At 67.5% G+C, this 26,947-nt stretch carries 24 protein-coding genes, 1 tRNA gene and 1 pseudogene; 12 read left to right on the top strand and 14 right to left on the bottom strand.

All coding sequences use genetic code 11. From position 1 onward, the window contains the following. Positions 1-1,394: 1,394 nt before the first annotated feature. The 4 genes from AB0N66_RS41680 to AB0N66_RS41665 form a co-directional block, all read right to left on the bottom strand. Positions 1,395-1,940 carry a hypothetical protein gene (locus AB0N66_RS41680; RefSeq protein ID WP_365445945.1) on the bottom strand — a complete coding sequence of 182 codons (546 nt, stop codon included), beginning with the start codon at positions 1,938-1,940 and terminating at the stop codon, positions 1,395-1,397. A gap of 327 nt (positions 1,941-2,267) precedes the next feature. Beyond that, entirely contained in the window at positions 2,268-3,008 is a 741-nt protein-coding gene (locus AB0N66_RS41675) for a hypothetical protein (RefSeq protein WP_365445942.1), read from the bottom strand. Between the two features lie 25 nt (positions 3,009-3,033). Further along, positions 3,034-3,948, bottom strand: coding sequence for a helix-turn-helix transcriptional regulator (locus tag AB0N66_RS41670; RefSeq protein WP_365445939.1), 915 nt, complete (start codon positions 3,946-3,948; stop codon positions 3,034-3,036). 24 nt (positions 3,949-3,972) lie between these two features. Beyond that, positions 3,973-4,725, bottom strand: a complete 753-nt coding sequence (locus AB0N66_RS41665) for a TIGR04255 family protein (protein WP_365445936.1) — start codon at positions 4,723-4,725, stop codon at positions 3,973-3,975. 583 nt (positions 4,726-5,308) lie between these two features. On the opposite strand from AB0N66_RS41665, the gene AB0N66_RS41660 reads away from it, so the two are divergent. Further along, positions 5,309-5,794, top strand: a complete 486-nt coding sequence (locus AB0N66_RS41660; RefSeq protein WP_365445933.1) for a DUF4265 domain-containing protein — start codon at positions 5,309-5,311, stop codon at positions 5,792-5,794. 298 nt (positions 5,795-6,092) lie between these two features. Here the strand turns inward: AB0N66_RS41660 and AB0N66_RS41655 are convergent, their stop codons facing one another. Then, complete coding sequence (locus tag AB0N66_RS41655; protein ID WP_365445930.1) at positions 6,093-6,509, bottom strand: glycosyl hydrolase; 417 nt, start codon at positions 6,507-6,509, stop codon at positions 6,093-6,095. Between the two features lie 465 nt (positions 6,510-6,974). On the opposite strand from AB0N66_RS41655, the gene AB0N66_RS41650 reads away from it, so the two are divergent. After that, entirely contained in the window at positions 6,975-7,925 is a 951-nt protein-coding gene (locus AB0N66_RS41650) for an NADPH:quinone reductase (RefSeq protein ID WP_365445927.1), read from the top strand. A gap of 66 nt (positions 7,926-7,991) precedes the next feature. Here AB0N66_RS41650 and AB0N66_RS41645 read toward each other — a convergent pair whose 3' ends face one another. The 4 genes from AB0N66_RS41645 to phoU all read right to left on the bottom strand — a co-directional run bounded on the left by AB0N66_RS41645 (position 7,992) and on the right by phoU (position 11,657). After that, positions 7,992-9,134, bottom strand: a complete 1,143-nt coding sequence (locus tag AB0N66_RS41645; RefSeq protein WP_365445948.1) for a serine hydrolase domain-containing protein — start codon at positions 9,132-9,134, stop codon at positions 7,992-7,994. Between the two features lie 249 nt (positions 9,135-9,383). Further along, positions 9,384-10,346: a superoxide dismutase gene (locus AB0N66_RS41640; protein ID WP_365445925.1), complete on the bottom strand. Its 963-nt coding sequence runs from the start codon at positions 10,344-10,346 to the stop codon at positions 9,384-9,386. Positions 10,347-10,606: 260 nt separating this feature from the next. Beyond that, on the bottom strand, positions 10,607-10,759 hold the full coding sequence (locus AB0N66_RS41635; RefSeq protein WP_365445923.1) for a hypothetical protein: 153 nt from the start codon (positions 10,757-10,759) through the stop codon (positions 10,607-10,609). A 208-nt stretch (positions 10,760-10,967) separates the two neighbouring features. Then, a complete protein-coding gene (gene phoU, locus AB0N66_RS41630; RefSeq protein WP_365445920.1) occupies positions 10,968-11,657 on the bottom strand; it encodes a phosphate signaling complex protein PhoU in 690 nt (229 codons plus the stop codon). Positions 11,658-11,895: 238 nt separating this feature from the next. On the opposite strand from phoU, the gene AB0N66_RS41625 reads away from it, so the two are divergent. Further along, entirely contained in the window at positions 11,896-13,170 is a 1,275-nt protein-coding gene (locus AB0N66_RS41625; protein WP_365445917.1) for an ATP-binding protein, read from the top strand. After that, positions 13,167-13,847, top strand: a complete 681-nt coding sequence (locus AB0N66_RS41620) for a response regulator transcription factor (protein WP_365445914.1) — start codon at positions 13,167-13,169, stop codon at positions 13,845-13,847. Before AB0N66_RS41625 ends, AB0N66_RS41620 begins: the two co-directional genes overlap by 4 nt. Before the next feature lie 228 nt (positions 13,848-14,075). Here AB0N66_RS41620 and AB0N66_RS41615 read toward each other — a convergent pair whose 3' ends face one another. Further along, entirely contained in the window at positions 14,076-14,738 is a 663-nt protein-coding gene (locus tag AB0N66_RS41615) for a DUF461 domain-containing protein (protein ID WP_365445911.1), read from the bottom strand. A 658-nt stretch (positions 14,739-15,396) separates the two neighbouring features. Between AB0N66_RS41615 and AB0N66_RS41610 the strand changes: the two genes are divergently transcribed. From AB0N66_RS41610 to AB0N66_RS41580, 7 genes and pseudogenes are all read left to right on the top strand, one after another. Then, complete coding sequence (locus AB0N66_RS41610; protein WP_003953493.1) at positions 15,397-15,879, top strand: CarD family transcriptional regulator; 483 nt, start codon at positions 15,397-15,399, stop codon at positions 15,877-15,879. Positions 15,880-16,339: 460 nt separating this feature from the next. Continuing rightward, positions 16,340-17,092, top strand: coding sequence for a 2-C-methyl-D-erythritol 4-phosphate cytidylyltransferase (ispD, locus tag AB0N66_RS41605; protein WP_365445908.1), 753 nt, complete (start codon positions 16,340-16,342; stop codon positions 17,090-17,092). Continuing rightward, complete coding sequence (gene ispF, locus AB0N66_RS41600) at positions 17,082-17,594, top strand: 2-C-methyl-D-erythritol 2,4-cyclodiphosphate synthase (RefSeq protein ID WP_365445905.1); 513 nt, start codon at positions 17,082-17,084, stop codon at positions 17,592-17,594. The genes ispD and ispF overlap by 11 nt, the downstream gene beginning before the upstream one ends. A 222-nt stretch (positions 17,595-17,816) precedes the next feature. Continuing rightward, positions 17,817-19,232, top strand: a complete 1,416-nt coding sequence (gene cysS, locus AB0N66_RS41595; protein WP_365445902.1) for a cysteine--tRNA ligase — start codon at positions 17,817-17,819, stop codon at positions 19,230-19,232. A gap of 121 nt (positions 19,233-19,353) precedes the next feature. Beyond that, positions 19,354-20,295: a 23S rRNA (guanosine(2251)-2'-O)-methyltransferase RlmB gene (gene rlmB, locus AB0N66_RS41590; protein ID WP_365445899.1), complete on the top strand. Its 942-nt coding sequence runs from the start codon at positions 19,354-19,356 to the stop codon at positions 20,293-20,295. 66 nt (positions 20,296-20,361) lie between these two features. Further along, positions 20,362-20,475 (top strand): annotated as a pseudogene (locus AB0N66_RS41585) (TrmH family RNA methyltransferase); the annotation flags it as partial. Positions 20,476-20,592: 117 nt separating this feature from the next. Next, a complete protein-coding gene (locus AB0N66_RS41580; RefSeq protein WP_365445896.1) occupies positions 20,593-22,299 on the top strand; it encodes a DoxX family protein in 1,707 nt (568 codons plus the stop codon). A gap of 103 nt (positions 22,300-22,402) precedes the next feature. Here the strand turns inward: AB0N66_RS41580 and AB0N66_RS41575 are convergent, their stop codons facing one another. From AB0N66_RS41575 to ugpC, 3 genes are all read right to left on the bottom strand, one after another. Further along, positions 22,403-23,134 carry a nucleotidyltransferase family protein gene (locus AB0N66_RS41575; protein WP_365445893.1) on the bottom strand — a complete coding sequence of 244 codons (732 nt, stop codon included), beginning with the start codon at positions 23,132-23,134 and terminating at the stop codon, positions 22,403-22,405. Positions 23,135-23,218: 84 nt separating this feature from the next. Then, complete coding sequence (locus AB0N66_RS41570) at positions 23,219-23,677, bottom strand: hypothetical protein (RefSeq protein WP_365445890.1); 459 nt, start codon at positions 23,675-23,677, stop codon at positions 23,219-23,221. Between the two features lie 228 nt (positions 23,678-23,905). Continuing rightward, the gene (ugpC, locus tag AB0N66_RS41565; RefSeq protein WP_365445887.1) at positions 23,906-25,042 is read right to left on the bottom strand and encodes a sn-glycerol-3-phosphate ABC transporter ATP-binding protein UgpC; all 1,137 of its coding nucleotides are present in this window, start codon (positions 25,040-25,042) and stop codon (positions 23,906-23,908) included. A gap of 253 nt (positions 25,043-25,295) precedes the next feature. Here ugpC and AB0N66_RS41560 point away from each other — a divergent pair. Then, positions 25,296-25,372: transfer RNA gene (locus AB0N66_RS41560), tRNA-Thr, on the top strand. 44 nt (positions 25,373-25,416) lie between these two features. On the opposite strand, the gene AB0N66_RS41555 is transcribed toward AB0N66_RS41560, so the two are convergent. Beyond that, positions 25,417-26,778: a tyrosine-type recombinase/integrase gene (locus AB0N66_RS41555; protein ID WP_365445884.1), complete on the bottom strand. Its 1,362-nt coding sequence runs from the start codon at positions 26,776-26,778 to the stop codon at positions 25,417-25,419. Positions 26,779-26,947: the final 169 nt, after the last annotated feature.

Below are 26,947 nucleotides of genomic sequence, written 5' to 3'. Positions count from 1 at the left end.
ACGCGCCACAACGACGCGCACAGCAAAGCCGATCACGGCCACCGTCAGCCATCAGCTGGGATCGAAGTGTCAAGCATCTACCGGGACCGGACAAGCCCCACGCGTCCGACTGAGTTACAACTTTCTCTACTGGTTCAAGGCCGGCTGCGCTCCGCTCCGCCGGGCGCGCATACGGCTCCGCCGCCCTGCGCGCTCATGCCTTCGGCCCGCGCTCCGGGCGCTGCGCCGACGCGCGCCCACGAGTGAACAGTCGGATTCCATGAGTGGCGATCACCGCACGAACGCGGCCGCGGTTAAAGCAGTGCCTCCGGCGGGGGCGCTCTGACTCCGGGATGGAGGGGGCGCCGCTTGCGGGTACCGGCCGAGTGGGGCGTGCGTGGGGAGCTTCCATCCCGTCCACCGCCGACCCAGGCAGAGCCGAGCAGACGCGGCCCAGGGGCGTCAAGGTCGTTCGTACAGTGGCGCGCTCCACCTTGACGCCCCTGAACCACGCCTGCTCCACGGTGTGTGGGTCGACGGCGGACGGGATGGAAGCTGAGCTGAGTGGTGGGTAAAGGCGGGAGCGCATCGGCCGGCGCCATGGCTCTCATCGAGACTTTTCAGCCAATGTTGGTGAGCGCAGCCTGACTACACGTTGACCACACGGTGTACATACACCCTGACCTCGCAACCAGCGCTGACACCGAAATGCCCGTCATCGAGAATCCGGCCTTACGCCAAGCGCTTCGTTGCTGGAAGTGAGCGTCTGTATGGTGACTGGATCGGGACCTAGGCGAGCCGCTGCTACGGTCTCCAGGCAGATCAACCGAGCGTCGCCCCGCAACTCTCTGAAGACTCAGACCAGTTGTTGCATCGCGCCTGCTAAAATCCCGCACACCGAAAACCCGCACGGCTTCCCGCGTTACCGGGTTCGCCGCACGGGCCACTCGATAAACAAAAATCTAGGAGCAGTTCGTGTACCAGCACGACTCCACCCGAAGCAATGCGCCCGTCCAACCTAGCGCACTGCCCAGTGCGCAGAACAGTACACCCAGGGAAATGGCCCAGTCACCCCAGGGCCCCCATACTGCGGCCTGGGTTTCCGCATTCGCAGCTCTGATCGCTGCTCTGACCGGGGCAGCGGCATTGTTCATCCGCTAGGTCGACCGTGCCCCCTCGTGCCCGTCCGAGGGGGCACGGGGAACATCCGAGGGGGCCACGGGGAACAACAGCGCCCAACGACTCCAAAAGCGGTACCTGCAAGTCAGCGAACCCGCAGGTTCGCCGTGATCTGCATCCGAGATCTTCCAACCGGGCGACATCCAGTTCCGCAGGACAAAGGACTGCGCGGCCCTGGGAAGGCCAACCATGCCTCTTATGTGCCCCGTGAGGTAGCGCAGGGCAAGGAACAGCCGTCAGGCGCTTGTTCCTAGCCAAGCATCAACCGCTGCCTTGCTGGCCTCTCGAAGCTCGGTTTCAAGATCCCACATCTTGTTTGCGAGAGCTTCCACGTCGACGACAGCGAACTGACGCTCCTCGAAGCCCTTCCTGTAGCGGCTCCGGCAGACGTGGAACACTCGGTGATCTGGCGGACTACTGTCAGGCCGACCCACACAACCCTCACCGAGGAGAAAGCACGCCGCACGCCATTCGCCGTGAACCATCAAGTTGCGCAGACGGTTCACCTCCTGTGTGGCGAGAAGTGCTACACGGATTCGCTGCGAGTTAACCGCCGGCCAGCGACGCATCTCCTCGATCTGTCCCAACACCGCTATGCCGTTCGAGACAAGCCATTCCACCGACTGCCCCTCGAACACGATCCAACCAGCATCATCTTTCCCTGCCAGCTCAGCTACGACGTATCGGAGGCGTGACTCCATGTCAGCACTTGCTACGACGAGCTGCCCAAGAGCAAGGTAGAGATCCTCGAACCCGTAGGCCCCGCTGGGTGAATCGGTCATGCCCATCACCCTGCCGCATCCGGCCCAGGGGGCGCCTCGCAATTTCGGGATGAGGCGTGATGACTCAGAGATCGCCCCGCCCGTGGTTGGGTGAACCGGCAGGAAGAGTCAGCAGGCTTGGGCCTTAGCCTCGATCGTTCATGAGTCCCCGTCAGCACACCGACTAGTGACTCATGAACGATCGGGGCTAGGCGGCTCCTCTTTGCTGCTTGATCGGTGTCACGGAGTGGAGCCGGGCCGGTGTGGTGCAAGCTTCACCGACCCCGTACTGCCGGTCGGTTCGCTTCCACACGGTGCAGCGCAGCGTCGGTCAGTTCGAGGCAATGCCTACTGACTCGGCATGGAACTGATTGCCTGAATAATCTCATCAGGCGCACTGGTGATGTATTTATAAGGGATGATCGGCACGCCGCCCGCAATTCCAGCGATCGATCTTTCGCTCTTCACCCACGCGGTGAACCCCTTGAGTGTCCGGTGCCGCCTCACCCACGCCTGCATAAGGAATGACTCCTGCCACTGGTCTTGAGTGAAGGCCATAACTTGGGCCATCTGGCTTGGAACGCGTGACTGGAATTGAATAAAGCGTTTTGCGAGGAGCCCAAGTCCCATGTGGCTTAAGCAGGCTATCCTGTTTGTGGATTGCAAGTAGGATTGCGGTACGCTGACAACCCTTCCAAAGTCGGCAACGAATGACTTATGTTGCTCGTCGCCTTTCTGCATCATGAGGTCCGGCAGGGCAAACTTGTCCTTACTGCCAGCCTTATCCGCCCCGAAATTATCATAGTCGAACACTTGGCGTACCGGTGCAACTGTGATAAACGGGCGGATCCTGTCACCGTGATAACACTGACATGGATGCGGGATAATCATGACGATAGATTCGGCGAAATCAATCTCAACCTTTCCTGGCGTCGGCGGTTTCTTCGGTATGACTGGAAGAGGGACACCGATGAAAATGTCGCCCTGGAACAAAGGGCGATCGATTTCGCACTCGTCTCCACGTGCAAGATAAAGCTCTTCGGGTTCTAGCCAGTTCTTGTCTGGCACAGCAGGTTGGACGTTGGTCATCCCGCACGGCTCCGAAACGCTCGTCTTAACGTTTGCCTTCCGGAGGATAGGGCGACCAAGCTTCCTCTTGCTCCAACTCCTCCAGATCCTCGGGATTCTCCTGGTTGTCCGCGAGGGGCGCAAGAAGCGAGACCATGACTCCATCGACCACAGGTGCCACATCGTGTACCTCCACTACGCGACGGTGAAGGTCGCTCCAGCGGCGACTCGTTAGAAGCTCAGCGGGTGTTGTCTGTCCATCGATCGGCGTCTGGAGCCAGACGCGAGCCTCCGTAGGACCTACGCGTCGCACCAGGTCGGCAATCACCGTGTGCAGATATCGGAGTTGGCCGTGTTTGGTATCGCTGATTGGGGCTCCGTTGGCCCAGCGAGAGTATTGCTCCCTGGTGATGCCCAGTGCGGAGGCAAGTTTGGCGGCCCCCAAACCTGTCATTTCTCGCAGCTCATTGGCCAGGCGGGCATGTGTGTCACTGTGTTCGACTACATGCACGCTGGCCTGCTCGACGCCTGTATGAGGCGTGTGCAGTGAGTCGGCGATGTCCAAGGGCGTCGCCTCGACCTCGATTACCCGACCGCCGGAGACGAGCCGCAATGTCGCGCTACCGCCGAGTACCCCCGCCCAGTCCCGGAGTATTTCATCATGGGACTGGGAGCCGGAAACGATCCCGCCCAAGGCATCTCGCAGCGCCTCACGCAAAAGCGGGTTGCCAGCCAGCCTCTCCTGCCATTGAGTCGACAAGAGTACCTGGACGGTAGGGGCGGCGGACGAGGCAGAGGTGATGTTGCTGGAACCGGTGGGAGAATTTTCCGTTGAAGGACTTCCAGTCCTTGTGTAAGCGGAGAAAAGTCCCTCTAGGCGCCCCAACAAGGAGAGGTCCTGACGTGAGTTCTGTGCTGACTGAGCATCTTGCAGATGCAGAATGCTTGCGTCGTTCGTCATTCGGCAGCCCCCTTCCTTGCTTACTTAATCTGCGATCAAGGCAGTTCGGAACTTTTCATCCACGCACCATGCGAAGCAGCGATAAGCGACGTCGTTGAGTTTGTCGAAATAGCTCAACGTCTCCTCTATTTCGTACTCCACTGGATCGCTATTGGAGCAGTCGATGTCCAGGAGATACGGGGCCTTAGACTGCGTGTTATCCGTTACGAGACCATGCCGCAGCGCCAACTGTGTGCCGTTGTCGACTGCAATAAGCTGGCCGACTGAACCGACAAGGTGGGTCCTCCATCCTTGGTTCGCATTAATGCCAAGGACTTGATCTCTCACCCGCCCGTCGAGAGAGCCGTCTTCCGCAGCTGGTACGTGATTGACATACCGGAGACCGACCCTTTCACGCACGCGCAGAGTGGCAACGTCAGTGACTGCGAGGAGAACCTCCTCCATGCGCTCCCTGACCTCGCTCCAACCCGTGTACGCGTTGGTCTCAAGCGTGGCGTGCTCAGGGCCCAGGACGACAGCCCAGGCGCCCTTCAAGTCCTGCAATCGATACTGAGGAGTAGTCGTCGTTTGCACGTTGCTTCCTGGCGCCGCCATGACAGACACCTGCTGCTCGGCGGTGAGGCGGGGGTACCGCTCGGCCAGGGCGTCGTGGACCGAGCTGACGCCTGCATGCGTGCCCAGGATCCCCTGGTTGTTGAATCTCACCTGGGCGATGGCCTGTTGCAGCAAGCTCGGCTTGAGCGGGAGCACGTCGGCTCCTGGCAGAAAGTCGAACACTATGCCTCCGGCGTTGGGACATCACACCCTACGTCACACCACGATTGTCAGGCGTGCGGACACGGCTGGCAAGCCTTCGGACGTGAGGCGACTGGCTTGAGGCAAGCCGCCTACCGTGCGCTGCGGATACCTGAGGCGCCCGCCATTGCACTTCCCGTGGGTTGTGGAGGACGACGCCCTTAACAGTGATCCGTACGCGCATCGAGCACGGGTGGGCAGTGCACAGCCTCGTGATGTAGCAGGGAATCGGGCCTGGTTCCCCCATGCGTCCCCCAGCAGCGGGAGGAACGAGAAGAACCGCAGCTCACCGATGGTGAAGCGGGCAACGCTGTAAATCCGACCGTTCGCCCAGGTCAGCGCCCAGGGCCAACCGTCGTAACTTGCTCTGGTCGACGACACCGGCAACGTGGCGGAGGCCGGTGGGGGCGCAGCGAGACATACGCGCGCGTGATCGGTCGGCCACCTCGCCGTGGTGGCTGACTGTCGCCGACTGAGGCAAGGACCAACCCGCATCCAGCTCTGAACAGGCGTCACCCGTCACCCACCTGCGGCCGGCGCATCAGGGTTCTGCACCCTGGGAACCATGACGAACCCCGAGGGTCCTTACGTGAAGGTGCACTTCCGGCTTGAGATCGAAGACGACTGGCCCCCGGCATCGGTGGAGAGCCTGTGGGCGGTCGACCAAGGCGACGGCACCGCACGGCTCGACAACATCCCCTGGTTCGTCCGAGGCATCGCCTGCGGAGACATCGTGGCCACCGCCCCTGACGAGGAGGGCGTGCGATGGGCCGGTGAGGTGGTTCGGCGTTCGGAGAACTGCACTATCCGCCTCATCGTGCTGCGGGACGGCGGTTCGGGAGCTGCACGGCAGAGCGTGATCAACGCGTTTCACGAACTCGGTGTCTGCGGCGAGGGCATAGAGCGTTTCACCATGGTCGCCCTGGACATCCCGCCCACCGCCGATCTTGCCAAGGTGCAACGGCTCCTCAACCACGGTGTTTCCAAGGAGTGGTGGCACATGGAAGAGGGGTGCATCACCGCACAATGGCGGGCCACGTCCGCCAGTTGATGCTGTTCGTATGACCCATAGCCGGGCCGTCTCTGGGCCGTCCGAGGTCGCTCAACGTTGGCCAAGGACGACCAACGACGACCACCAGGCGCACGAGCCCACTACCCCCGACCAGCAAAAACCCAGCTTCCCAAGATCTCCGGCAACACCCAGGGCAAGAAGAGGTAGGAAAATCGATCATGCCCCTGACCTGCGTACATGGCGCAGATCAGGGGCTGTCGTTTGTTCTGAACGGGTGCAGCCCGCTGGTGAGTGTCCTCTCGGACGTTCTTCAGCGGGGTGCGGGTGCGGGTGCGGCCTAGTACCAGCCGGTGCAGGTGATCGTCGTGTTGTAGCCGGAGTCGCCGCAGGCCCGCATCAGCTGGCCATTGCGGTCACGCCAGGCCTCGGTGTAGACGCTGGTTCCCGAGTAGACCTCCCGCCAGCCCAGCTGCGCCTCCCAGGTGCGCCCGCCGTCGCTGCTGCGGTCCACCCAGACGTGCATCCCCGCGGCGCCGTTGGTGACGCGGCCCCAGGCACACGTGTTGTCCCCGGAGCCGTTCACCCGCAGCTCGAAGAGCTGGCCGCGGCCTCCGGTCGCCGACCGGGCGGTTCCGCCATTGTTGGTGGTGCAGCCGTCGGCGGCGCTGGCGGTGGTGGATCCGGCCACGGCCAGAAGGCTGGACATCATCGCCACCGCAGAAGCCGCGGCAGCCATCTTCTTGTTCACACGCACGTTCTGTTCCCCCTAGAAACGCCTGAGGCGCTTTGTGGTCGAAGCCTGAATTCTGGGCGGGCGCAGGGGGCCCGACCACCCTGGACAACAGAGGTTGACGTGCGCGTGACGCGCGTGCTAGATCACGTTTCTCAGGAGAACTGGAGAACTCCCGGACTGTGCAGAGGAGTTCAGGCCCTCCTGGCGCTGAGTAGTCAGACCCTCCTAGCGACGGCGACGGCGACGGGCCACAGCCTCCGACTCCTCACCGCACCGGACGTAAACCAGTCGAAGAGCGCGGCCCGGTCTTCGGTCTGGTGCGTTGCGGACGCGGCGACTCCAGTGCTGTGCCGTGCCGTGCCGTGTCTGGGGACCGCGTCGGCCTGAGGTGGGTGCGGCCCGGGAAGAATCCGGCTGGGCCGCGCCTTGATGCAGGTCATGAGAGCAATTGTGTACGTGGAAGGCGGCGGCCCTGAGGTGCTGCGCATGGTCGAGCGTCCTCTGCCTGAGCCGGGGCCGGGCGAGGTGCGGGTACGGGTCGAGGTGTCCGGGGTGAACCCGACGGACTGGAAGTCGCGTACGGCCGGGCCGCAGGGTGAGGGCGAGCAGGTGCCCAACCAGGACGGTGCCGGAGTGATCGACGCCGTCGGGGAGGGCGTCGACCCGGCCAGGACCGGTCAGCGCGTCTGGATCTGGGAGGCCGCCTGGCAGCGCGCGGACGGCACGGCGCAGGAGTACGTCGTGCTCCCCGAGGAACAGGCCGTACCGCTGCCCGACAACGCCTCCCTCGACCTCGGCGCGAGTCTCGCCATCCCCGCGATGACTGCCCACCGCGCCCTCACCGTGCGGGACGGCGACCCGGCCCGGCTCCGCCTCGGCGCGCTCCAGGGTCGTACGGTGCTGGTCGCCGGCGGCGCGGGCGCGGTCGGCAACATGGCGATCCAGCTGGCGCGCTGGGCGGGGGCGACCGTGGTGGCCACCGTCAGCAGCCCGTTCAAGGCGGGTCTGGCAAAGGCCGCCGGCGCACACCACGTCGTCGACTACAGGGCCGAGGACGCGGCGGCGGCGATCCGCCGGGTGGCCCCGGACGGTGTCGACATCGTCGTGGAGGTCGCCATGGCGGCGAACGCGTCGCTCGATGTCTCGGTGACTTCCCAGAACGCCGCCGTCGCGTACTACGACGATGGCGGCGAGGTGACACTGCCCCGCCGGACCTTCTTCGGCAACCTGCGCTTCCAGGGCGTACTCGTCTACACCATGCCGGTCGAGGCCAAGCGTGACGCCGTCGCCGCCATCACCGCCGCCCTCGCCGACGGCGCCCTGCGCGCGGGCGAGGAGGCGGGCCTGCCGCTGCACCGCTTCCCCCTGGAACGCACCGCGGACGCCCACATCGCGGTCGAGAAGGGAGCGGTGGGCAAGGTCCTCATCGACGTGTGAGCTCAGGGTCGCCGTGGGGGGCGGCGTCGTCCTGCGAGTCCTCGGCCGGTGGCTGAGGTGCGCCGCCTACTTGCAGAGGGCGGTGTCCAGAGCGGCCTCGACGTGTTGGGCGGCCGGGAGTGAGGTGGGGAGGGCGGTGACGGCGATAGTGGCTGCTCGGCCGTTCGGGGCTACGGCGTTGCGGGTGGTGTAGCCGGGGGCGTTGCCGCCGTGGGTCCAGGCGTAACCGCCGCAGCTCAGCTTGAAGGTGGCCAGGCCGAGGCCGTACTGCCCGTCGCCGAGGGCGTCGAGGTCGGGGGCGTCGACGGTCGTCTGCATCTCCTTGAGCTGCGCCGGCTTCAGCAGCTTGCCGTCGAGGAGAGAGACGAGGAAACGGTTCAGGTCACTCGGGGTGCCGATCAGTTGACCCGCGGCCCAGCTTGCGGAGGGGTCGTTCTCCGTGACGTCCGTCCACGGGGCGTCCGGTGCGGTCGCGAGGTAGCCCTGCGGGTGCGGTCCCTTGATCGTCTGGTCGCCGACAGCGGGCCAGTACGTGTGCCGCAGGCCGATCGGCTTGATGATCCGGTTGGTGATCTCCTCGCCGATCGGGCGGCCGGTGACTTTCTGGACGAGCAGGCCGGCCAGAATGTAGTTGGTGTTGCTGTAGCTCCAGCCGGTGCCGGGGGCGAACAGGGACTTCTTCGCCAGGGCCAGGTCGAGAACCTCCCGCGGCTCGAAGTAGCGGTGCTGCTGCTTCGTGAAGTAGTCCTGCAGGACCTCCTCGTCGTAGTCGGGCAGTCCGCTGGTGTGCTGGAGCAACTGGCGGACGGTGATGTCGTGGCCGTCCATGCCATCGCCGCGGACCACGCCCGGAAGGTACTCCTCGATCGGTGCGTCGAGGTCGATCCGGCCCTCGCCGACCAGTTGCAGTACCACCGTGGCGGTGAACATCTTGGTGTTGCTGGCGATCCGCACCTGCCCGTCGACCGGCACCTCGGCTCCCGTCCTCAGGTCGCCCACCCCGGCGGTGTACTGGCGGGTCCGCCCATCAGAGTCGCGCACCGCGGCGAGAGCCCCTGGGAATCCGTCGTCCTGGACCAGTGCGTTCAGGCTCTTCTGCACGGGGTCGCCGCCCCGCTGTCCCGTGCCGCTCTCCAGCGCGCTCGCTCCGGGCGCGGTGAGCGCGGTCGCCGCGACGAGACCGGTCAGCACCGCGAGCACGGATGCCACCAGGGCGGGCCGACGGCCGCGGAACCACGGGGTACGGGGATCCGCGGCGGACGCGGACGAGACAACGGCGGACGCTGACGAGGCAACAGCGGACGTGGACGAGATGGACGTAGACACGGGGGCAACTCCCTGCTGGACGGCTCCTGTTGACAGGCTCCAGCTTGTCCCGGGCGAACTCGCCCATCGATCCCGTGCGCTGGTCAGTGACGGTAGAGCAGGCACTACCACCCGCCCCGCCCACCCCACTCGCTAGAGAGGAACAGCCACGCCGTTGAACGTCGTGTCCGGCAACTGCGGGCTGGTGAAGCGGGCGTTGACGAGGTAGAGGCGGTTGCCGAACCGGGCGGCGGTGGTGGGTACGTCGAAGCGCGGGTCGGTGATCGTGCGGCGCAGGGTGGCGGTGGTGGCCGTGGCGTCGAGGTCGAACACGGTGACGATGTTGAGGCGGTTCTGTACGACGTACAGGGTGCGGCCGATGCGGACGAGGCCGTCGCCGTTGATGACGGTCTCCGCGCCGACCAGCGTGATCTTGGTGGCGTACCCGGTCTTGACGCTCACGTTGTAGAGCTCGCCGGGGCTGCTCTTGACGACGATCAGGCCGCGGCCGTCGGGGGTGCCGACGATGCCGTTGGCGTTGTTCACGTCCGGCGTCTGGACCCAGTCGCCGGTGAGCGGCAGGGCGCGTACCGCTCCGCCGCGGCCCCGCGGTACGCCGTGGAGGACCGCGTCGCGCGAGTCGGTGAACCAGGCGCGGTCGCCGAGCAGGATGACGTCGTTGATGAAGTGGCCGGTCGCCTCCGTCAGTTGGTGCGTGGCCACCAGTTCGCCGGTACGGGAGTTGTGGATGCGCGCGATGCCCGTGCTTCCGGCGACGTAGAGCAGGCCGTCGTCGTCCAGCTTCAGGCCGACGGACACCAGGCCGGTGCCGCCCGCGAATATGACCTTGCCCTTGCCGGTGCGCAGGTCGGTGCGGAGGATGGCGCCGTTCGCGCGCGAGCCCAGATACGCGTACGGCTTTCTGCCGATGGTGATCCCCTCAGGGAGGAAGCCGTCGGGGAGCGGGAACTCGGTCGGCCACGAGGCCTTCGGGGCGGCAAGGGTGGCGGCGTTCGCCGTGCCGGCGCCGGCACCGGCGGCCACCGTGAGTGCGGCGACGGCGGTACCGCCGAGAACGGCGCGTCGGGACGGCTGGGGGCGGTGGTTCTGGGTCATGGTTCCAGGCCTCCGTGAAGAGTGGGGGTGGGACTCCGCGAACTCAGTAACTCGCTTTACCTTTCCTTTAGTTCGCAACGGACCATTCCCTTCCGGGGTTCCCTCGCACGCCCTTCCGGAGTTCCCCCGCACGCCCTTCCGGGGTTCCCCCGCGCCCCCGCAGGGCGAGGACACGCAAAGGGGCCCCGTCATGACGACGGGGCCCCTTCGGCGCATGCACGTGTGTACGTACGGGTGCGTGTATGTACGGGTCTACGCGATCAGCCGCACTGGCAGGGATTGCCGGACTGGCATCCGCACCCGCACCCCGAGCCGCAGCCGCAGGCGCCGAACAGTGGAAGGTTCTTGATCTCGGCGGGCTGCTGGGTGTCGCTGTCCTGTGTGGGGTCGGGCGTGCTGGGGGATTCGGCCATGGGTCCCTCCTTCAGGCACGAGGTGTGCGAGGCACGCTGCACCGCACAGCTCCTGTCGCCCATTTCATGCCCACTCCGGCGGGCGCATCAACGGCGCATGCTCGGCGCACCGAGTCTTTCGCGCGCCCCCCGGAGTGCGGGATCAAGATCCCCGGAGCCCGGTCGCCCGCCGGGACGAGATCCCCATAGACCGGTCACCCCGTCGGGATCAGGCCCCCTCGACCCCCGTCACCGGCTGAATGTCGGGCTGGATATCGTCCGCGTGCTCGCCCGTCACGAGGAACACGACGCGCTTGGCGACGGACACCGCGTGGTCGGCGAAGCGCTCGTAGTAACGGCCCAGGAGGGTCACGTCCACGGCGGTCTCTATGCCGTGCTTCCACTTGTCGTCCAGCAGGTGCTGGAAGAGCGTGCGGTGCAGGAGGTCCATCTCGTCGTCGTCCTGCTCCAGCTGGAGCGCGAGGTCGACGTCCTTGGTGATGATGACCTCGGCCGCCTTGGCCATCAGGCGCTGGGCGAGCTGGCCCATCTCCAGGATCGTGGCGTGCAGGTCGTGCGGGATCGCCCGCTCGGGGAAGCGCAGCCGGGCCAGCTTCGCGACATGCTGGGCCAGGTCGCCGGAGCGCTCCAGGTCCGCCGACATACGGAGCGAGGTGACCACGATCCGCAGATCCGTCGCCACCGGCTGCTGGCGGGCCAGCAGGGCTATCGCCCGGGCCTCCAGCTCGTGCTGAAGATCGTCGACCTTGTCGTCGGCGGCGATCACGCTCTCGGCCAGTTTCAGGTCGGAGTCGAGGATGGCCGTCGTGGCGCGTCCGATCGCCGACCCGACGAGCCGGGCCATCTCGACCAGGCCCTCGCCGATCGAGTCAAGTTCCTCGTGGTACGCGTCCCGCATCAGGTTTGTCCCTCTCTCACGTCAGCTTCGGGGGTCCGGGGGCTGGATCCTGACCATTGGAATCAGCCACCGAGCAGGCCCCGTGAACCCCACGTTCCCACGGTCCGGCCTGTACGCGTCCGTTTCCGGCCCCCCAAATGAACCATCACTGGCTCCTGGGTGAACTCTGGGCGACGAGTGTTCGAGGTCGCACCCGGATGGCTGTGGCCCGGGCTGACGACATGCCTAACCTGGAGGCATGGACGTGAACGCGGCGGTCGCCGCAGCGGCAGCGATCGCCGGAGTACTCACCGGTGTCATCGCCATGCTGGCGTTCCGCTGGAGCGAGCGCGACCTGAAACGCCCGACCCGCACCTCGCTGCATACGGATCCAGTGCTTCCGCCCGGCGTGGACACGGTGCTGTCCGTGCTCCGCTCCTCCGCCGTCGTACTCGACGAGGCGGACGCCGTGGTCAAGGCCAGCTCGGCCGCGTACGCCCTGGGGCTGGTGCGCGGCGGCAAACTCGCCGTCGAACCGATGCTCCAAATGGCCCGTGACACCCGCCGTGACGGGGAGATACGACAGGTGGAGCTGGACCTGCCGAGAAGGGGGACGGGACGCGGCGAAGCCCTCGCCGTCTCCGCCCGGGTGGCACCGCTCGGCTCCCGGCTCGTACTCCTCCTCGTCGAGGACCTCACCGAGGCACGGCGCATCGAGGCCGTACGACGCGACTTCGTCGCGAATGTCAGCCACGAGCTCAAGACTCCCGTCGGCGCGCTCAGCCTGCTCTCCGAAGCTGTCATGGACGCATCGGAGGACCCGGAGGCGGTGGAACGCTTCGCCGGGCGGATGCAGATAGAGGCCACCCGGCTCACCAACCTCGTACAGGAGCTCATCGACCTCTCCCGGGTCCAGAACGACGACCCCCTCGAGGATGCCGAGCCGGTACGGGCCGACGATCTCGTCGCCGAGGCGGTCGATCGCTGCCGCCACCAGGCCGGCACCAAGCAGATCACCATGGCCGCGGGCGGCACCGCCGACCTGAGGATCTGGGGGAACAGGGGCCAGCTGGCCGCCGCCCTCGGCAACCTCGTGGAGAACGCCGTCAACTACTCGCCCGCCCGCACCCGGGTGGGCATAGCCGCGCGCAGGGTGACCGCGCCCGGCGGAGACCTCATCGAGATAGCCGTGACCGACCAGGGCATCGGCATCTCCGAGAAGGACAAGGAGCGCGTCTTCGAGCGCTTCTACCGCGTCGACCCCGCCCGTTCCCGTGCCACTGGTGGTACGGGGCTGGGGCTCGCGATCGTCAAACACGTGGCCGCCTCGCACGGCGGGGAGGTCACGGTGTGGAGTTCCGAGGGTCAGGGCTCCACGTTCACCCTGCGGCTGCCGGAGGCGGGTGCGGCCCGCGACCGCGTGACCACACACCACATGCCCGGCCTCGACGAAGAGGGCGAGCAGCCCACCGACGGGACGACCACCGTCACATCCCCGTATGACCCGCTTCCTGCCCCGGAGGTCCTTCCGTGACCCGTGTGCTCGTCGTCGAGGACGAGGAGTCCTTCTCCGACGCCCTGTCGTACATGCTCCGCAAAGAGGGCTTCGAGGTCGCCATCGCGACCACCGGGCCCGACGGACTCGACGAGTTCGAGCGCAACGGCGCCGACCTCGTCCTCCTCGACCTGATGCTGCCGGGCCTGCCCGGCACGGAGGTCTGCCGTCAGCTGCGCGTTCGCTCCAACGTTCCGGTGATCATGGTCACCGCCAAGGACAGCGAGATCGACAAGGTCGTCGGGCTGGAAATAGGGGCTGACGACTACGTCACCAAGCCCTTCTCCTCCCGCGAGCTGGTCGCCCGTATCCGTGCCGTGCTCCGCCGCCGCGGGGAGCCGGAGGAGGTCAGTCCGGCCGCTCTGGAGGCGGGACCCGTCCGTATGGACGTCGACCGCCACGTGGTCACCGTCTCGGGCTCCAAGGTCGACCTCCCCCTGAAGGAGTTCGACCTCCTGGAGATGCTGCTGCGCAACGCGGGCCGCGTCCTGACCCGTATGCAGCTCATCGACCGGGTGTGGGGCGCCGACTACGTCGGTGACACCAAGACGCTCGACGTCCACGTCAAGCGCCTGCGCGCGAAGATCGAGCCGGACCCGGGGGCGCCGCGCTACCTGGTGACGGTGCGCGGCCTCGGATACAAGTTCGAGCCGTAAACCGACCCCGTACAGCGACCCCGTACAGCGACCCCGTACGTCGGCCTCGTACAGCGACCTCGTACGTCGGCCCCATACAGCGACCTCGTACGTGGGCCCCATGTCGGCTCTCGTCCGTCCGCTCTCTTACGTACGTCGGCTCTCGTACGTCGACTGCTCGTGCACGACGAAGGGCGGGACCCCGCGGGGTCCCGCCCTTCGTGCGTGGGTGGCTCGGCCGACCGCGGACTACTCCGTGGGCGAGGCCGTCACGCTCGCCGACGCCGAGTCGGTCGGTGTGGCCGGCGCGGAGTCGGACGGCGACTCCGAGACCGAGGCGGACGTCGAGGTGGACGGCTCGGTGCTCGCGGTGGCCGTGGCGTCCGGCGTCGCGGGCACCTCACTCGGGCCCCACCCGGCGAAGTAGCTGTCGGCCGGGATGACGAACGCGCGCAGGCTCACGTCACCCGTCTGGCTGAAGCTGAAGGTGATCTTCTGGGCGTTGCCGTCCGTGATGGCGTCGTTGCCACTGGCCAGCACCGCGGCGGCGTGGTCCTTGCCGCCGAGGATGACGTAGCCGCCCGCCGGGATCGTCAGCTTGCCGGTGCCCTTGGCGGGCTTGATCTCGGCGGTCTTGCCGCTGGCGGCGACGGTGATCGAGTCCAGCGTCTGCGCGGTGTCACCGTTGTTGAACACGGTCGCGGAGATCGCGGCCGGGCCCTTCGCCTCCAGCTCCGGCTGGGTGATGACTACGGCGTTCTGGATCTTGATGTCGCCGACGGCGGTCGCGGCGTTGTCCGGCTTCACTTCCAGGGTCTGTGCGTTGTTGCCGGCGGCGCACGCGGCGAGTGAGGCGATCGAGAACGCTAGGGCGGCGGCGGCGAGAGCGCCGCGTCGAAGGCTGCTGCTCACGGCTGCGGCAACTCCTTGAACGTGGGAAGAAACAAGGCGGCTCAGTTGTAAAGCCGCCCTAAGGGTCTGTCAGCGGCCTTAGGTTACCGAGCCGTTCCCACGCCGCCGCACCCGACCCGCCCCTACGCGCCGACGGGCTCCCGTGCGCCGTGCGCGCGCCCCGTCGCTCGCACCCGGCTCCTCCGTCGCTTCGGCTCCTTTGGGGCCGTACTTGTCCGCCATTCACATAACTGCCACTGACCCCTGCTTGCGGATTTCACACAGGGAATGTCCGGCGGTTCAGAAAAATTGATCATCAGTAGATCATCGGCAGTTCACCGACTGGATCATCGGCAGTTCATCGACGGTCGTGATCAATTCCGGATTCACCCCGCACCCGACTCCGGTCACCGAACGGAGTAGCGGAAGTCGAGCCCTTGGGGGCGGACAAAACGGGACGTTCAGACCCTGGTCAGGTACTTCAGGTGTGTGTAACGTGCGGGTTTCACTTCCCCTGGACAGCCGCTCCCACCTGCGAATACCCTCTTCCGCTCGCCCCTCGCAGCACGTTCCTGTTGCGGTTGTCAAGCCCCGAGATATGCCCTGACCTGCGAAAACGCCATTCAGAAGACGCCGTTTCCGTGTTACCCTGGATAGCCACGGAAGGGGTACCTGTCACATGACGTTCAAGGTTGGCGACACCGTGGTCTATCCCCATCACGGGGCCGCGCTGATCGAGGCCATCGAAACTCGCCAGATCAAAGGCGTGGACAAGACCTACTTGGTGCTGAAGGTCGCCCAGGGCGACCTGACGGTGCGTGTGCCAGCGGACAATGCGGAGTTCGTCGGCGTACGTGATGTGGTCGGTCAGGACGGACTGGACCGGGTCTTCGAGGTGCTGCGCGCGCCGTACGCCGAGGAGCCCACGAACTGGTCGCGTCGTTACAAGGCAAATCTGGAGAAGCTCGCCTCCGGCGATGTCATCAAGGTCGCGGAAGTCGTACGTGACCTGTGGCGTCGTGAGCGTGAGCGTGGACTCTCCGCCGGTGAGAAGCGCATGCTCGCCAAGGCCCGGCAGATCCTGGTGAGCGAACTCGCCCTCGCGGAGAACACGAACGAGGACAAGGCCGAGGCCCTGCTCGACGAGGTTCTCGCGTCCTGACGCCGGTCGCCGAGACGGTAATCGTTGTGACGACGGTAATCGCCCCGACGTACGCAATCGCCGAGACGGCAGTCGTCTTGACGTACGCATAAAGCCTGCGCAGTGCAATTGAGATGCGTGCAATGAAATGCCGTGGTGCCCGATGACGCATTAGCTGTCGCCGGGCGCTGCGGCATGTTCGTACCCACACCCAGTCATGGTCGTGTCAGTAACCCATGTCTCAGTAACCACGTCATGGTCGTGTCAGTGACCCACCCGGTTCGGGAACCGGAACTGCCCGGGTGCCAGAATTGCGACGGCCCCGCACACCTGCTTGGTGACTGTCTGCCTGCGTGCTCCGGGCCCGGGCAGCCGCCTCGACCAGATGTCACGGAAGGGGTCCGGTCAAGGCTTCGCTCGAGCAGCGGGTACGCCCAGGCCATACCCACCTCGGCCGAGCACACAAACCTGACAGGAACCGATGTCTGACGATTCGCGTCTCTCGCCTCCGGGAGCACGTACCGCCGCCGTGATTCCCGCCGCCGGCCGGGGCGTGCGCCTCGGTCCGGGCGCCCCCAAAGCGCTCCGCGCGCTGAACGGCACGCCGATGCTCGTCCACGCGGTCCGTGCGATGGCCGCGTCCCGTGCCGTCTCGCTGGTCGTCGTCGTGGCCCCGCCGGACGGCGCAGCCGATGTGAAGACCCTGCTCGACGCGCACGCCCTGCCCGAGCGGACCGACTTCCTCGTCGTCCCCGGCGGGGAAAGCCGCCAGGAGTCCGTGAAGTACGGTCTCGACGCGCTGCCGCCCGGCATCGACATCGTCCTCGTGCACGACGCGGCCCGCCCGCTCGTGCCCGTCGACACGGTGGACGCGGTCATCGAGGCCGTACGGGACGGCGCCCCCGCCGTGGTACCGGCTCTGCCGCTCGCCGACACCGTCAAGGAAGTCGAGCCCGCGACCGTTGCGGGGGCGCCCGAGCCTGTCGTGGCCACGCCCGAACGGGCGCGGCTGCGGGCCGTGCAGACTCCGCAGGGGTTCGACCGCGCCACCCTGGTACGGGCCCACGACACCGTCACCGACAACGTGACCGACGACGCGAGCATGGTCGAGCAGCTCGGGCTGCGGGTGGTGGTGGTCCCCGGGCACGAGGAGGCGTTCAAGGTGACGCGGCCGCTGGACCTGGTGCTGGCGGAGGCGGTTCTCGCGCGGCGGAGGGCGAACGATGGGTTCTGAGGGTTCTGAGGGTTTCGGGGCTCCTGTGTTGCCCCAGGTCGGTATCGGTACCGACATCCACGCCTTCGAGGACGGGCGTGAGCTGTGGTGCGCCGGGTTGCTCTGGGAGGGGGAGGGGCCCGGGCTCGCGGGGCACTCCGACGCGGACGTCGTCGCGCACGCCGCGTGCAACGCGCTGTTCTCCGCGGCAGGCCTCGGGGATCTCGGTGCCCACTTCGGTACCGGGCGGCCGGAGTGGTCCGGGGCCTCGGGCGTGACGCTTCTGACGGAGGCTGCCCGGATCGTCCGTGCGGCCGGGTTCGTCATCGGGAACGTCGCCGTGCAGGTGGTCGGGGACCGGCCGAAGATCGGCAAGCGGCGGGACGAGGCGCAGAAGATCCTGTCGGATGCGGTGGGGGCGCCGGTGTCGGTTTCCGGGGCCACGACCGACGGGCTCGGGTTTCCGGGGCGGGGTGAGGGGTTGATGGCGATGGCTACGGCGTTGGTGGTGCGGGGACGCTGAGGGTGGGGTGTTTGTTCGCCCCCTCCGCCCCTTCCCGTCCCTTGGTCCTGGGGGCTGCCACCCCCAGACCCCCGCTTCGGCCTGGACGGCCTCGCCCTCAAACGCCGGACGGGCTGAAAGATGCCACCCCGCTCGATGGGTCAGCTCGCGTTTGTCACGAATACGTGCCCCATGGCCCGGAAGGGTCGCGGGGCACTACCCACCGCCCACTACCCTGGAGTGGTGACGATTCGCCTGTACGACACCAGCGCCCGGCAGATCCGTGACTTCACCCCGCTCATCGCGGGCTGTGTCTCGATCTACCTCTGTGGTGCCACCGTGCAGGCCGCACCGCACATCGGGCACATCCGCTCGGGCCTCAACTTCGACATCATGCGCCGCTGGTTCGAGTACCGCGGCTATGACGTGACGTTCATCCGGAACGTCACGGACATCGACGACAAGATCATCGCGAAGTCGGCCGAGCAGGGCCGCCCTTGGTGGTCGATCGGGTACGAGAACGAGCGCGCCTTCAACGACGGCTACGACGTGCTCGGCTGCCTGCCGCCCACGTACGAGCCGCGCGCCACCGGGCACATCACCGAGATGGTCGAGATGATGCGCGGCCTCATCGAGCGCGGGCACGCGTACGAGGCGGACGGGAACGTCTACTTCGACGTGCGGTCGTACGACCGGTATCTGGAGCTGTCCAACCAGGAACTGGACAATCTGCTCCAGCCCTCCGGCGAGGGTGAGACCGGCAAGCGTGACCCGCGTGACTTCGCCATGTGGAAGGCCGCCAAGCCCGGTGAGCCGACCTGGGAGACGCCCTGGGGGCGGGGCCGGCCCGGCTGGCACCTGGAGTGCAGTGCCATGGCGCACAAGTACCTGGGTACCGCCTTCGACATCCACGGCGGCGGGCTCGACCTGATCTTCCCGCACCACGAGAACGAGATCGCGCAGGCCAAGGCGTTCGGCGACGAGTTCGCCAAGTACTGGGTGCACAACGCCTGGGTCACCATGAGCGGCGAGAAGATGTCGAAGTCCCTCGGGAACTCGGTGCTCGTGAGCGAGATGGTGAAGCACTGGCGGCCCATCGTGCTGCGCTACTACCTCGGCACCCCGCACTACCGCTCGATGATCGAGTACAGCGAAGAGGCCCTGCGCGAGGCCGAGTCGGGGTTCGCGCGCATCGAAGGCTTCGTACAGCGGGTCCTGGAGAAGGCAGGGGGCGTTGTCGAGCCCGCCGCCGAGGTACCGCCCGCCTTCGCCGAGGCGATGGACGACGATCTGGGCGTGCCCCAGGCGCTCGCCGTCGTGCACACGACGGTCCGGCAGGGCAACAGCGCGCTGGCCGCCGACGACAAGGAAGCCGCCGTCGCGCGTCTCGCCGAGGTCCGGGCCATGCTCGGCGTCCTCGGGCTCGACCCGATCGACCCGCACTGGGTTGGTGAGGGCGAGCGCGGCGAGGCTGGATCTTCTAACAGCATGCACGGCGTCGTCGACACCCTCGTACGCCTGGTGCTCCAGCAGCGTGAGGCGGCGCGCGGCCGCAAGGACTGGGCCACCGCCGACGCGATCCGCGACCAGCTCAACCAGTCGGGGCTCGTCATCGAGGACGGCCCGCAGGGCCCGCGCTGGACGCTCGGGCCACGCTGAGCATCCCCCGGTCGACCCCGTCGACCTTGATCGATTGTGCCGCCCGGGCCTCCGGGCGGCACACTGCATATACGTATGTACGCACGCTTCACGCTTTCCGATGAGCAGAGACAGGTAGGTCATGGCCGCTAACAACCGCCGCATGTCCGGCAAGAAGGGCGCGCAGGTCGGCAGTGGCGGCCAGCGACGCAGGGGTCTGGAAGGCAAGGGCCCCACCCCGCCCGCCGAGGCGCGCAAGGGTCACAAGAAGAACCGTGTCGTCAACGCCAAGGCGAAGCAGGCCGTACGCCGTCCCGCGGCGCGCGGCCGTGGCGGCAAGGGCACGTCCGAGATGGTCGTCGGGCGCAACCCCGTCGTGGAGGCGCTGCGCGAGGGCGTCCCCGCGGTGACGCTGTATGTGCAGCAGTTCATCGACAACGACGAGCGGGTGCGCGAGGCGCTCCAGCTGGTCGCGGACCGCGGCGGCGTCCACCTCATGGAGGCGCCGCGCCCCGAGCTGGACCGGATGACCAACGGACTCAACCACCAGGGCCTCGTCCTCCAGGTCCCGCCGTACGAGTACGCGCACCCCGAGGACCTCACCTCCGCCGCGTACGACGCCGGCCAGGACCCGCTGATCGTCGCCCTCGACGGCGTGACCGACCCACGGAACCTGGGCGCCATCGTCCGCTCCGCCACCGCCTTCGGCGGCCACGGCGTGGTCGTGCCCGAGCGGCGCGCGGCCGGCATGACCGCCGGCGCCTGGAAGTCGTCCGCCGGCACCGCGGCCCGTACGCCCGTCGCCCGCGTCACGAACCTGACGCGCGCCCTGGAGGCGTACAAGAAGGCGGGCATCGCAGTCGTCGGTCTCGCCGCCGACGGCGAGGTCGAGGTCGGCGAGCTGGCGGCCCTCGGCGGTCCCGTCGTCATCGTCGTCGGCAGCGAGGGCAAGGGACTGTCCCGCCTCGTCGGCGAGACCTGCGACTACCGGGTGCGGATTCCGATGCCGGGTGGCGCGGAGTCGCTGAACGCCGGTGTCGCGGCCGGTGTTGTCCTGTATGAGGCGGCCCGGCGTCGAGCGTGACGCCGACGGACGGAGTCCGGTGCGGGCGCTCGATGCCGCGAGGCGTGCGAGGGCGGCAGGCAGTCAGGAGAGGCCTGCGACTTCCGGGTGCGGATTCCGATGTTCGGTGACGCGGAGTCGCTGAACGCCGGGGGCGCGGCGGGAGTTGTGCTGTACGAGGCGGCTCGGCGGCGGGTCTGAACACCTGTCCGCCCAGTCACCCCCGTGGGGTAATGGGGATGCTCCGGATGACCTTGACGGAGTCCGGACACATCGGCGCGGTCAAAGCAGTGTCCTAAACACACGTCACTCGGTTAGATGAGTGTGGACACCAGAACACCCCGCACACCCACGGGGGACCGCTCGTCGGGATTCGACGACGCTCCCGCGCTGAGCATGGTGAAGGTGCCGAGCGATCCGGCGCAGGTCATCGTCAATCATGCGAGCTTCCGCGTGCAGCTAGGCGCCCCGCCGCGGACCCAATCCCCGCGTATCGCGCGGCACTTGAGTGCCGCCGACGACACCGCGCGGATGCCCGTCGTCGGTACGGGAGGCAGAGCGGGCGCGGCCGGTGGGGCCAATGCCGCCGCCGGTGCCCGCCGCCGCGCGCCCGTCGTCTGGAGCGGGAAGTCCGCGCCGGACGACACCGGCGCCCACCGCCTGCTTCAGGCCGTACGGAGCACGAGCGTGGGCCACGGCGCCCCCGATCCGGCGGCCGACGCCGGAGCGACTCAGGTCATCCCGCGCATCGACGAACACCATGAACACCATGAGTACGACGGCGACATGACCGTCGAGACCGTTGAGACGCCCATCGTCGGCAGCCAGCGCAGTCACGACACCGGCGGGACCCGCCTGCTGCCGAACATGCGCACGGTGGGCAGCGCGTACGACGAACCCGGCTACGCGGACGACGAGTTCGCGGACGACTCCCGCTTCGGGGAAGACGCCCGCTACGACGACGGCGACGCCCCAGTCAGGCGGCACGGCGCCGACCCGGTCCGGCACGCGTACTACCCCGGCCGCCGGATGAACCTCGGCGTCGTCCTCCTCCCGCTGCGCGTCTTCCTCGGCTTCATCTCCATCTACGCCGGCATGGGCAAGCTCTGCGACCCCGTCTACTTCGACGGCGGCGAGCGCGGCTCCATGGTCAAGTGGCTCAACACCCTGCACCCCTGGGAAGTCGCCGAGCCACTGCGCCAGTTCGCGCTCCAGCACCCCGTCGGCGCCGGGCTCGTCATCGCCTTCCTCCAGGTCATCGTGGGCGTCCTCACGGTGCTCGGCCTGTGGCAGCGGGTCGCCGCTGTCGTCGGCGCGCTGCTGTCGGCCGCGCTCCTGCTCACCGTCAGCTGGAAGACGGTGCCCGCCTACGACGCGCCCGACATCATCTACCTCGCCGCCTGGTCCCCGCTGATCATCGCGGGCGCACCCGTCTACTCCGTCGACGGACGTCTCGCCGGCGAGGCCTGGCGCACGCTCGGGCCGCGCGCCGAGATCTGGGAGCTGCGCCTTCGCGTGCTGCGCCGGGGCGCGCTCATCACGGCCATCGCCGTCGGCATCACGCTGCTCGTCGGCTCGCTCCTCGGCGGCGCCGTCCGCGACGCCGACCGCATCGTCGTCCCGGGCCCCGGCGAGGCCCCGCGCAACGAACTGCCCGGCTCCCCGCTCCCCGAGACGCCCGGCAAGCGCAGCGACAAGCCCTCCCCGTCGGCCTCCGAAGCGCCCACCCAGGGCGCCTCCTCGGCCCCGCCGGAGGCAGCGGCCACTACGCCGGGCGCGGCCCGCGACACCGGCACGGGCACCGTCAGCAGTGGCCCCAGCCAGACCCAGGGCAGCGGCGGCGGCCAGGCCCCGCCCCAGCAGTCCTCACCGGCCCACCAGGCCCCGACCACCAGCGCGGGTCCGACGTCCAGCGGCGGCACGTCCAGTGGCGGCTCCACGGGCGGCTCCGGCTCGACGGGCGGCGGCTCCGACAGCGGAGGCTCCACCGGTCAGCCCGGCCTGGTCGGCGGCCTCCTGGGGTAACTCCCTCTGGACGGTACGAGAATGGGGCCCCGCACGTGACATGTGCGGGGCCCCATCGACGTACCTAAGGCTCTGTGGCGACTGAAGTTTCCGTGTGGGCCGCTCAACGCCCCAGCGCCGCAAGCTCCTTCGCCGCCTCCGTGAGGTCCTTCGCGGTGTCGATGGCGCGCCAGTAGGCGCCCTGGGGGAGTGAGAAGCCGGCCAGGCGTCGTTCGCGGGCCAGGTGCGGGAACGTGGTGCGCTCGTGGTCGCCGCGCTCGGGGAGCAGATCGGCGAACTCGGCGGAGAAGACGTACACGCCCGCGTTGATCTCGTACTGGGTCGGCGGGGACTCGATGAAGTCCGTGACGCGTCCGAAGCCGTCCGTCTTGACGGCGCCCCACGGGATGCGCGGACGGGCCAGCGCGAGGGTCGCGACGGCGTCGCGCTCGGTGTGGAAGTCCGCCATGTCGCGCAGCGAGAAACGGGTCCAGATGTCGCCGTTCGTCGCGAACCAGGGGCGGTCCGGGTGAGGGAGGCGCGCGGCGGCGTACTTGAGGCCACCGCCGCGGCCCAGGGGCTCCGACTCGACGACCGTCGTGACGTTGACCGGGAGGTCGGCCGAGTCCAGCCACTTCTGCAGGACATCCGCGAGGTGGCCGCAGCTGACGACCACGTCGGTCACGCCCTCTTCGGCGAGCCAGGTCAGCTGATGGCCGATGATCGGGGTCCCGGTGCCGGGGATCTCGACCATCGGCTTGGGCCGGTCGTCGGTGTAGGGACGCAGCCGGGAGCCCTGGCCGCCGGCCAGGACAACGGCTTGAACGGGGCGCGACGCGGCGTTCGGATCGGTCATGCCCGAACTGTACGTGGCGCCCCGCTTGCGGCTTCGGTCAGCAACCGTTCCGTAACCAGCCGTACTTGAAGAGTCGTCCTCGGGTCAGAAGTGGGTGGCCGCGACCCCCGAGGCGAAGGACGTGTCGCAGACCGGCCGCGCGAACGACTGGGCACGCGTCGGGCCGTACGCACGGACCGCGGCGCGGCCCAGTGCGCGGGCGATGGAGACGCAGTGCTCGGCGAGCGACGGGCGGTCGTTCACCGCCTCCTGGAGGTGGGTGAGGGCGACACCCGGGTTCTCCTCCTGGAGCTCCATCAGGAGCTTGTCGCGCAGGATGTCCTGTGGAGTACGGGACACGGCGCGGGTGGAGACATCCGCGGAGGACGCTTCGGCGGCGGTGAGCACCGAGTTCGAGGTGGTCCCCGACCAGTTGACTCGGGTGACCGCGAGGGTCCCGGAAAGTACCAGGACGACAGGCAGAACGAGGGCGAGGGTGCGGCCGACCCGACGGGCGGGGCCACGGCCACGCCGGGTCCGTTGGTTAGTGGTGGAGTGCTTCACGCGAGTGAGGGTAGCGCGGGGTGATGATTTGGCGACATTTAGTCACCGGTTCGGGGGACGGGGGAGCGGCGAATTCGAGGTGGTGCGTTGACGTACACGTATCGAAATGACCGGTCTGCCGGGGTATTTGTCGACATGAGAGAGGGCCCCGCAGCCTGCTGCGGGGCCCTCTTCGTCAACTTGGGTGAATTCACCCCGTACGGGGGTGTTGAGCGGCTGCGGCTTGCCTCAGTCGGAGAGGCGCTCGCCCGTGGAGGTCGAGAACACGTGGATCTCGCCCGCACGCGGGATGACGTGCAGCGTGGCGCCCTTCTCCGGGACCGCGCGGCCGCTGACGCGGACGACCAGATCCGTGACGTTGTCGTCGACCTTCGCGCTGCCGTAGACGTAGCCGTCGGCGCCGAGCTCCTCGACGACGTTCACGGTGACCGCGAGGCCGGCCGGGGCGTCCTCGGTGTCCTTCGTCAGGGACTTGGCGGCCTCGCCGTTGTGCTCGACGATGTCGAAGTGCTCGGGGCGGACGCCGACCGTGACGGTACTGTCGCCGCGGTCGGCCGCGGCGGACAGCGCCTCGCGGCTGACCGGCACCACGCTGTTGCCGAACTTCACGCCGCCGTCGGTGATCGGGACCTCGACGAGGTTCATGGCGGGGGAGCCGATGAACCCGGCGACGAAGAGGTTCTTCGGGCGGTCGTACATGTTGCGCGGCGAGTCGACCTGCTGGAGCAGACCGTCCTTCAGTACGGCCACACGGTCGCCCATGGTCATGGCCTCGACCTGGTCGTGGGTGACGTACACGGTGGTGATGCCGAGGCGGCGCTGCAGCGACGCGATCTGCGTACGGGTGGAGACGCGGAGCTTGGCGTCGAGGTTCGACAGCGGCTCGTCCATGAGGAACACCTGGGGCTCACGCACGATGGCGCGACCCATGGCGACACGCTGGCGCTGACCACCGGAGAGGGCCTTCGGCTTGCGCGCGAGGTAGTCCGTGAGGTCGAGGATCTTCGCCGCGTCCTCGACCTTCTGGCGGATCTCGGCCTTGTTGACGCCGGCGATCTTGAGCGCGAAGCCCATGTTGTCGGCGACCGTCATGTGCGGGTAGAGCGCGTAGTTCTGGAACACCATGGCGATGTCCCGGTCCTTGGGCGGCAGGTGCGTGACATCGCGGTCACCGATGTGGATCGAGCCGCCGTTGACGTCCTCAAGACCCGCGAGCATGCGCAGGGAGGTGGACTTTCCGCAGCCGGAGGGACCGACGAGGACGAGGAACTCGCCGTCCGCGACGTCGAGCTCGAGCTGGTCGACGGCGGGCTTGTCGCCACCCGGGTAGATGCGGGTCGCTTTGTTGAACGAAACAGTGGCCATGGTGAGGGCCCCCTTCACCGGCAGGAACGTGCCGGACGATCCGTAGTGGAAGGTGGTGTTCCGTCGCAGGAGGACCCACGACGGTGGTGTAGTCCACACGAGTGAACTGGATCAGGACGCTACCCCGCGTTCACCGGATCTGTCAGTAGTCGGACGCCGATGAAGTTCAGGGAAATTTCCGACAGGCCCTGCCTGTGACGTGGGTACACTGCTCGGGCGCGCCTGCCCGTCCACCGGGCACACAGGCGTCCAGGCCTCCTTAGCTCAGCTGGCCAGAGCAACGCACTTGTAATGCGTAGGTCATCGGTTCGAATCCGATAGGGGGCTCCACTCGAAAGCCCAGCTCAGACCTTGTCTGAGCTGGGCTTTTTCGCCTAGCGGATGCGGCGACGATGCCGAGCGCGGGCAGCACGGCTACCTGTGGTCTCAATTGTGGTCTCAATGGTGGGTTCAGGGGGCATGAAGGCGTCTCCCATGCGGCGCATGGCGTCCTTCGAGAGGTGTGATCTTCCCTTGACGTAGCGGCGCGTCTGACTGATCTGGGTGTGCCGCAAGATCTCCATGATCGTGGGCATGTCCACCCCGAGTTCATTGAGGATCGTGCCTGCGGTGTGTCGGCTGCCGTCGTAGAGGCGGCGGTCGTCGATGCCCGCTTCGGCGAGTAGCTCCTTGAACTCTGCCCAGTCGGCCCGGGGGTCCAGCGGTCGGCCGTCCGGCCGCGTGAAGACTGCCTTGTGCTCCTGCCATTCGTCGCCTGCGGCAGCTCGCATTTCCTCCTGCTGTGTCTTGTGCTCGCGCAGGTAGGGGATGAACGGCGGCGGGATGGGCACGGCGTTCCGGCTCTTCTTGGTCTTGGGCCGAGTGAAGACCAACCCCCCGCCTTTGCGCTCCGGGCAGGTGCTGGCGTGCTTCGTGCAGCTCTTCGGGCATGGCCTGGGGCAGCCGCGCAGGTAGGTCTTGTGCGTCTTGCAGTCTGGTGGGCACGGATCGAAGCGGTGGAGTCGTTCACCGCAGGCGTGCGGGTCCTTGCAGCCGTGGCGCCAGGTGAGGCGCTGAAGCTGCCACTGGGGGTGGAACAACTCGGCCTCGAAGTCGACGTATGGCCACCGCAGGCCAAGGGCTTCCCCTTGGCGGAAGCCCATCCCGACGCCGACGCACCACCGCATGAAGGTGGGGCGCTTGGCCGCGGCTTTGAGGAAGTCTTTGGCCTGATCAGTCGTGAAGGGGTTCGCCTCGGTCTCGTCGACGGTCGGCGGGTCTACGAGCGTGGCTACGTTCTCCACGATCATCCGGCGGCGGTGGGCAATCTTCAGGGCGCGCGACAGGATGCGGTGGACCTTGAGCACATGGGACGGCGCGTGCCCCTCATCGAGCATGACCCGGTACATCTTCTCCAGGTGCTCGGGTGCGAGCTTGTCGAGGCGGTGCCGGCCGATGCCCGGGACGATGTCGTTGCGGGTCTTGGACCAGTAGTCGTCAAGTGAGCGCGGCTTGAGCTTCAGGCTCGCGATGTCGGTGAGGTAGGTCTCCATCCAGGCGGCCACGGTTGGCTTGCGTCCGGCCTTGGGGGCTCGCCCCTTGTCGCGGAGTGCCTCCAACTCGCGGACCTTGCGCTTGATTTCGGGCTCACTCTTGGCGCGGCGGTGGCGGCGGTCGGGGCTGCCGTCGTCCTTGATGCCCATCGTGACGCGGCCGTGCCACCAGCCGTCGGCGCCCTCGTAGATGGAAGATTCCATGTTCGGCTTCTTGGGGCGGGGGCTCACTGTTGTCCTCCATGCGAGAGGCGGCCCCGGACTGGAGTCCGGGGCCCGCCCCGGGGGGGGGGGGTAGAATTTGGGGGGGGTGTGGGGCCAACAACGAGGGCACAAAGTTGGGGAGGCGGGTTGGGGGGGGGCGCCCCCCGGG

The organism is Streptomyces sp. NPDC093544 (assembly GCF_040683495.1).
GTDB lineage: Bacteria > Actinomycetota > Actinomycetes > Streptomycetales > Streptomycetaceae > Streptomyces.
The sequence above is the reverse complement of the archived record's forward strand: the minus strand, read 5'-3'. Positions and strand labels throughout refer to the sequence as shown.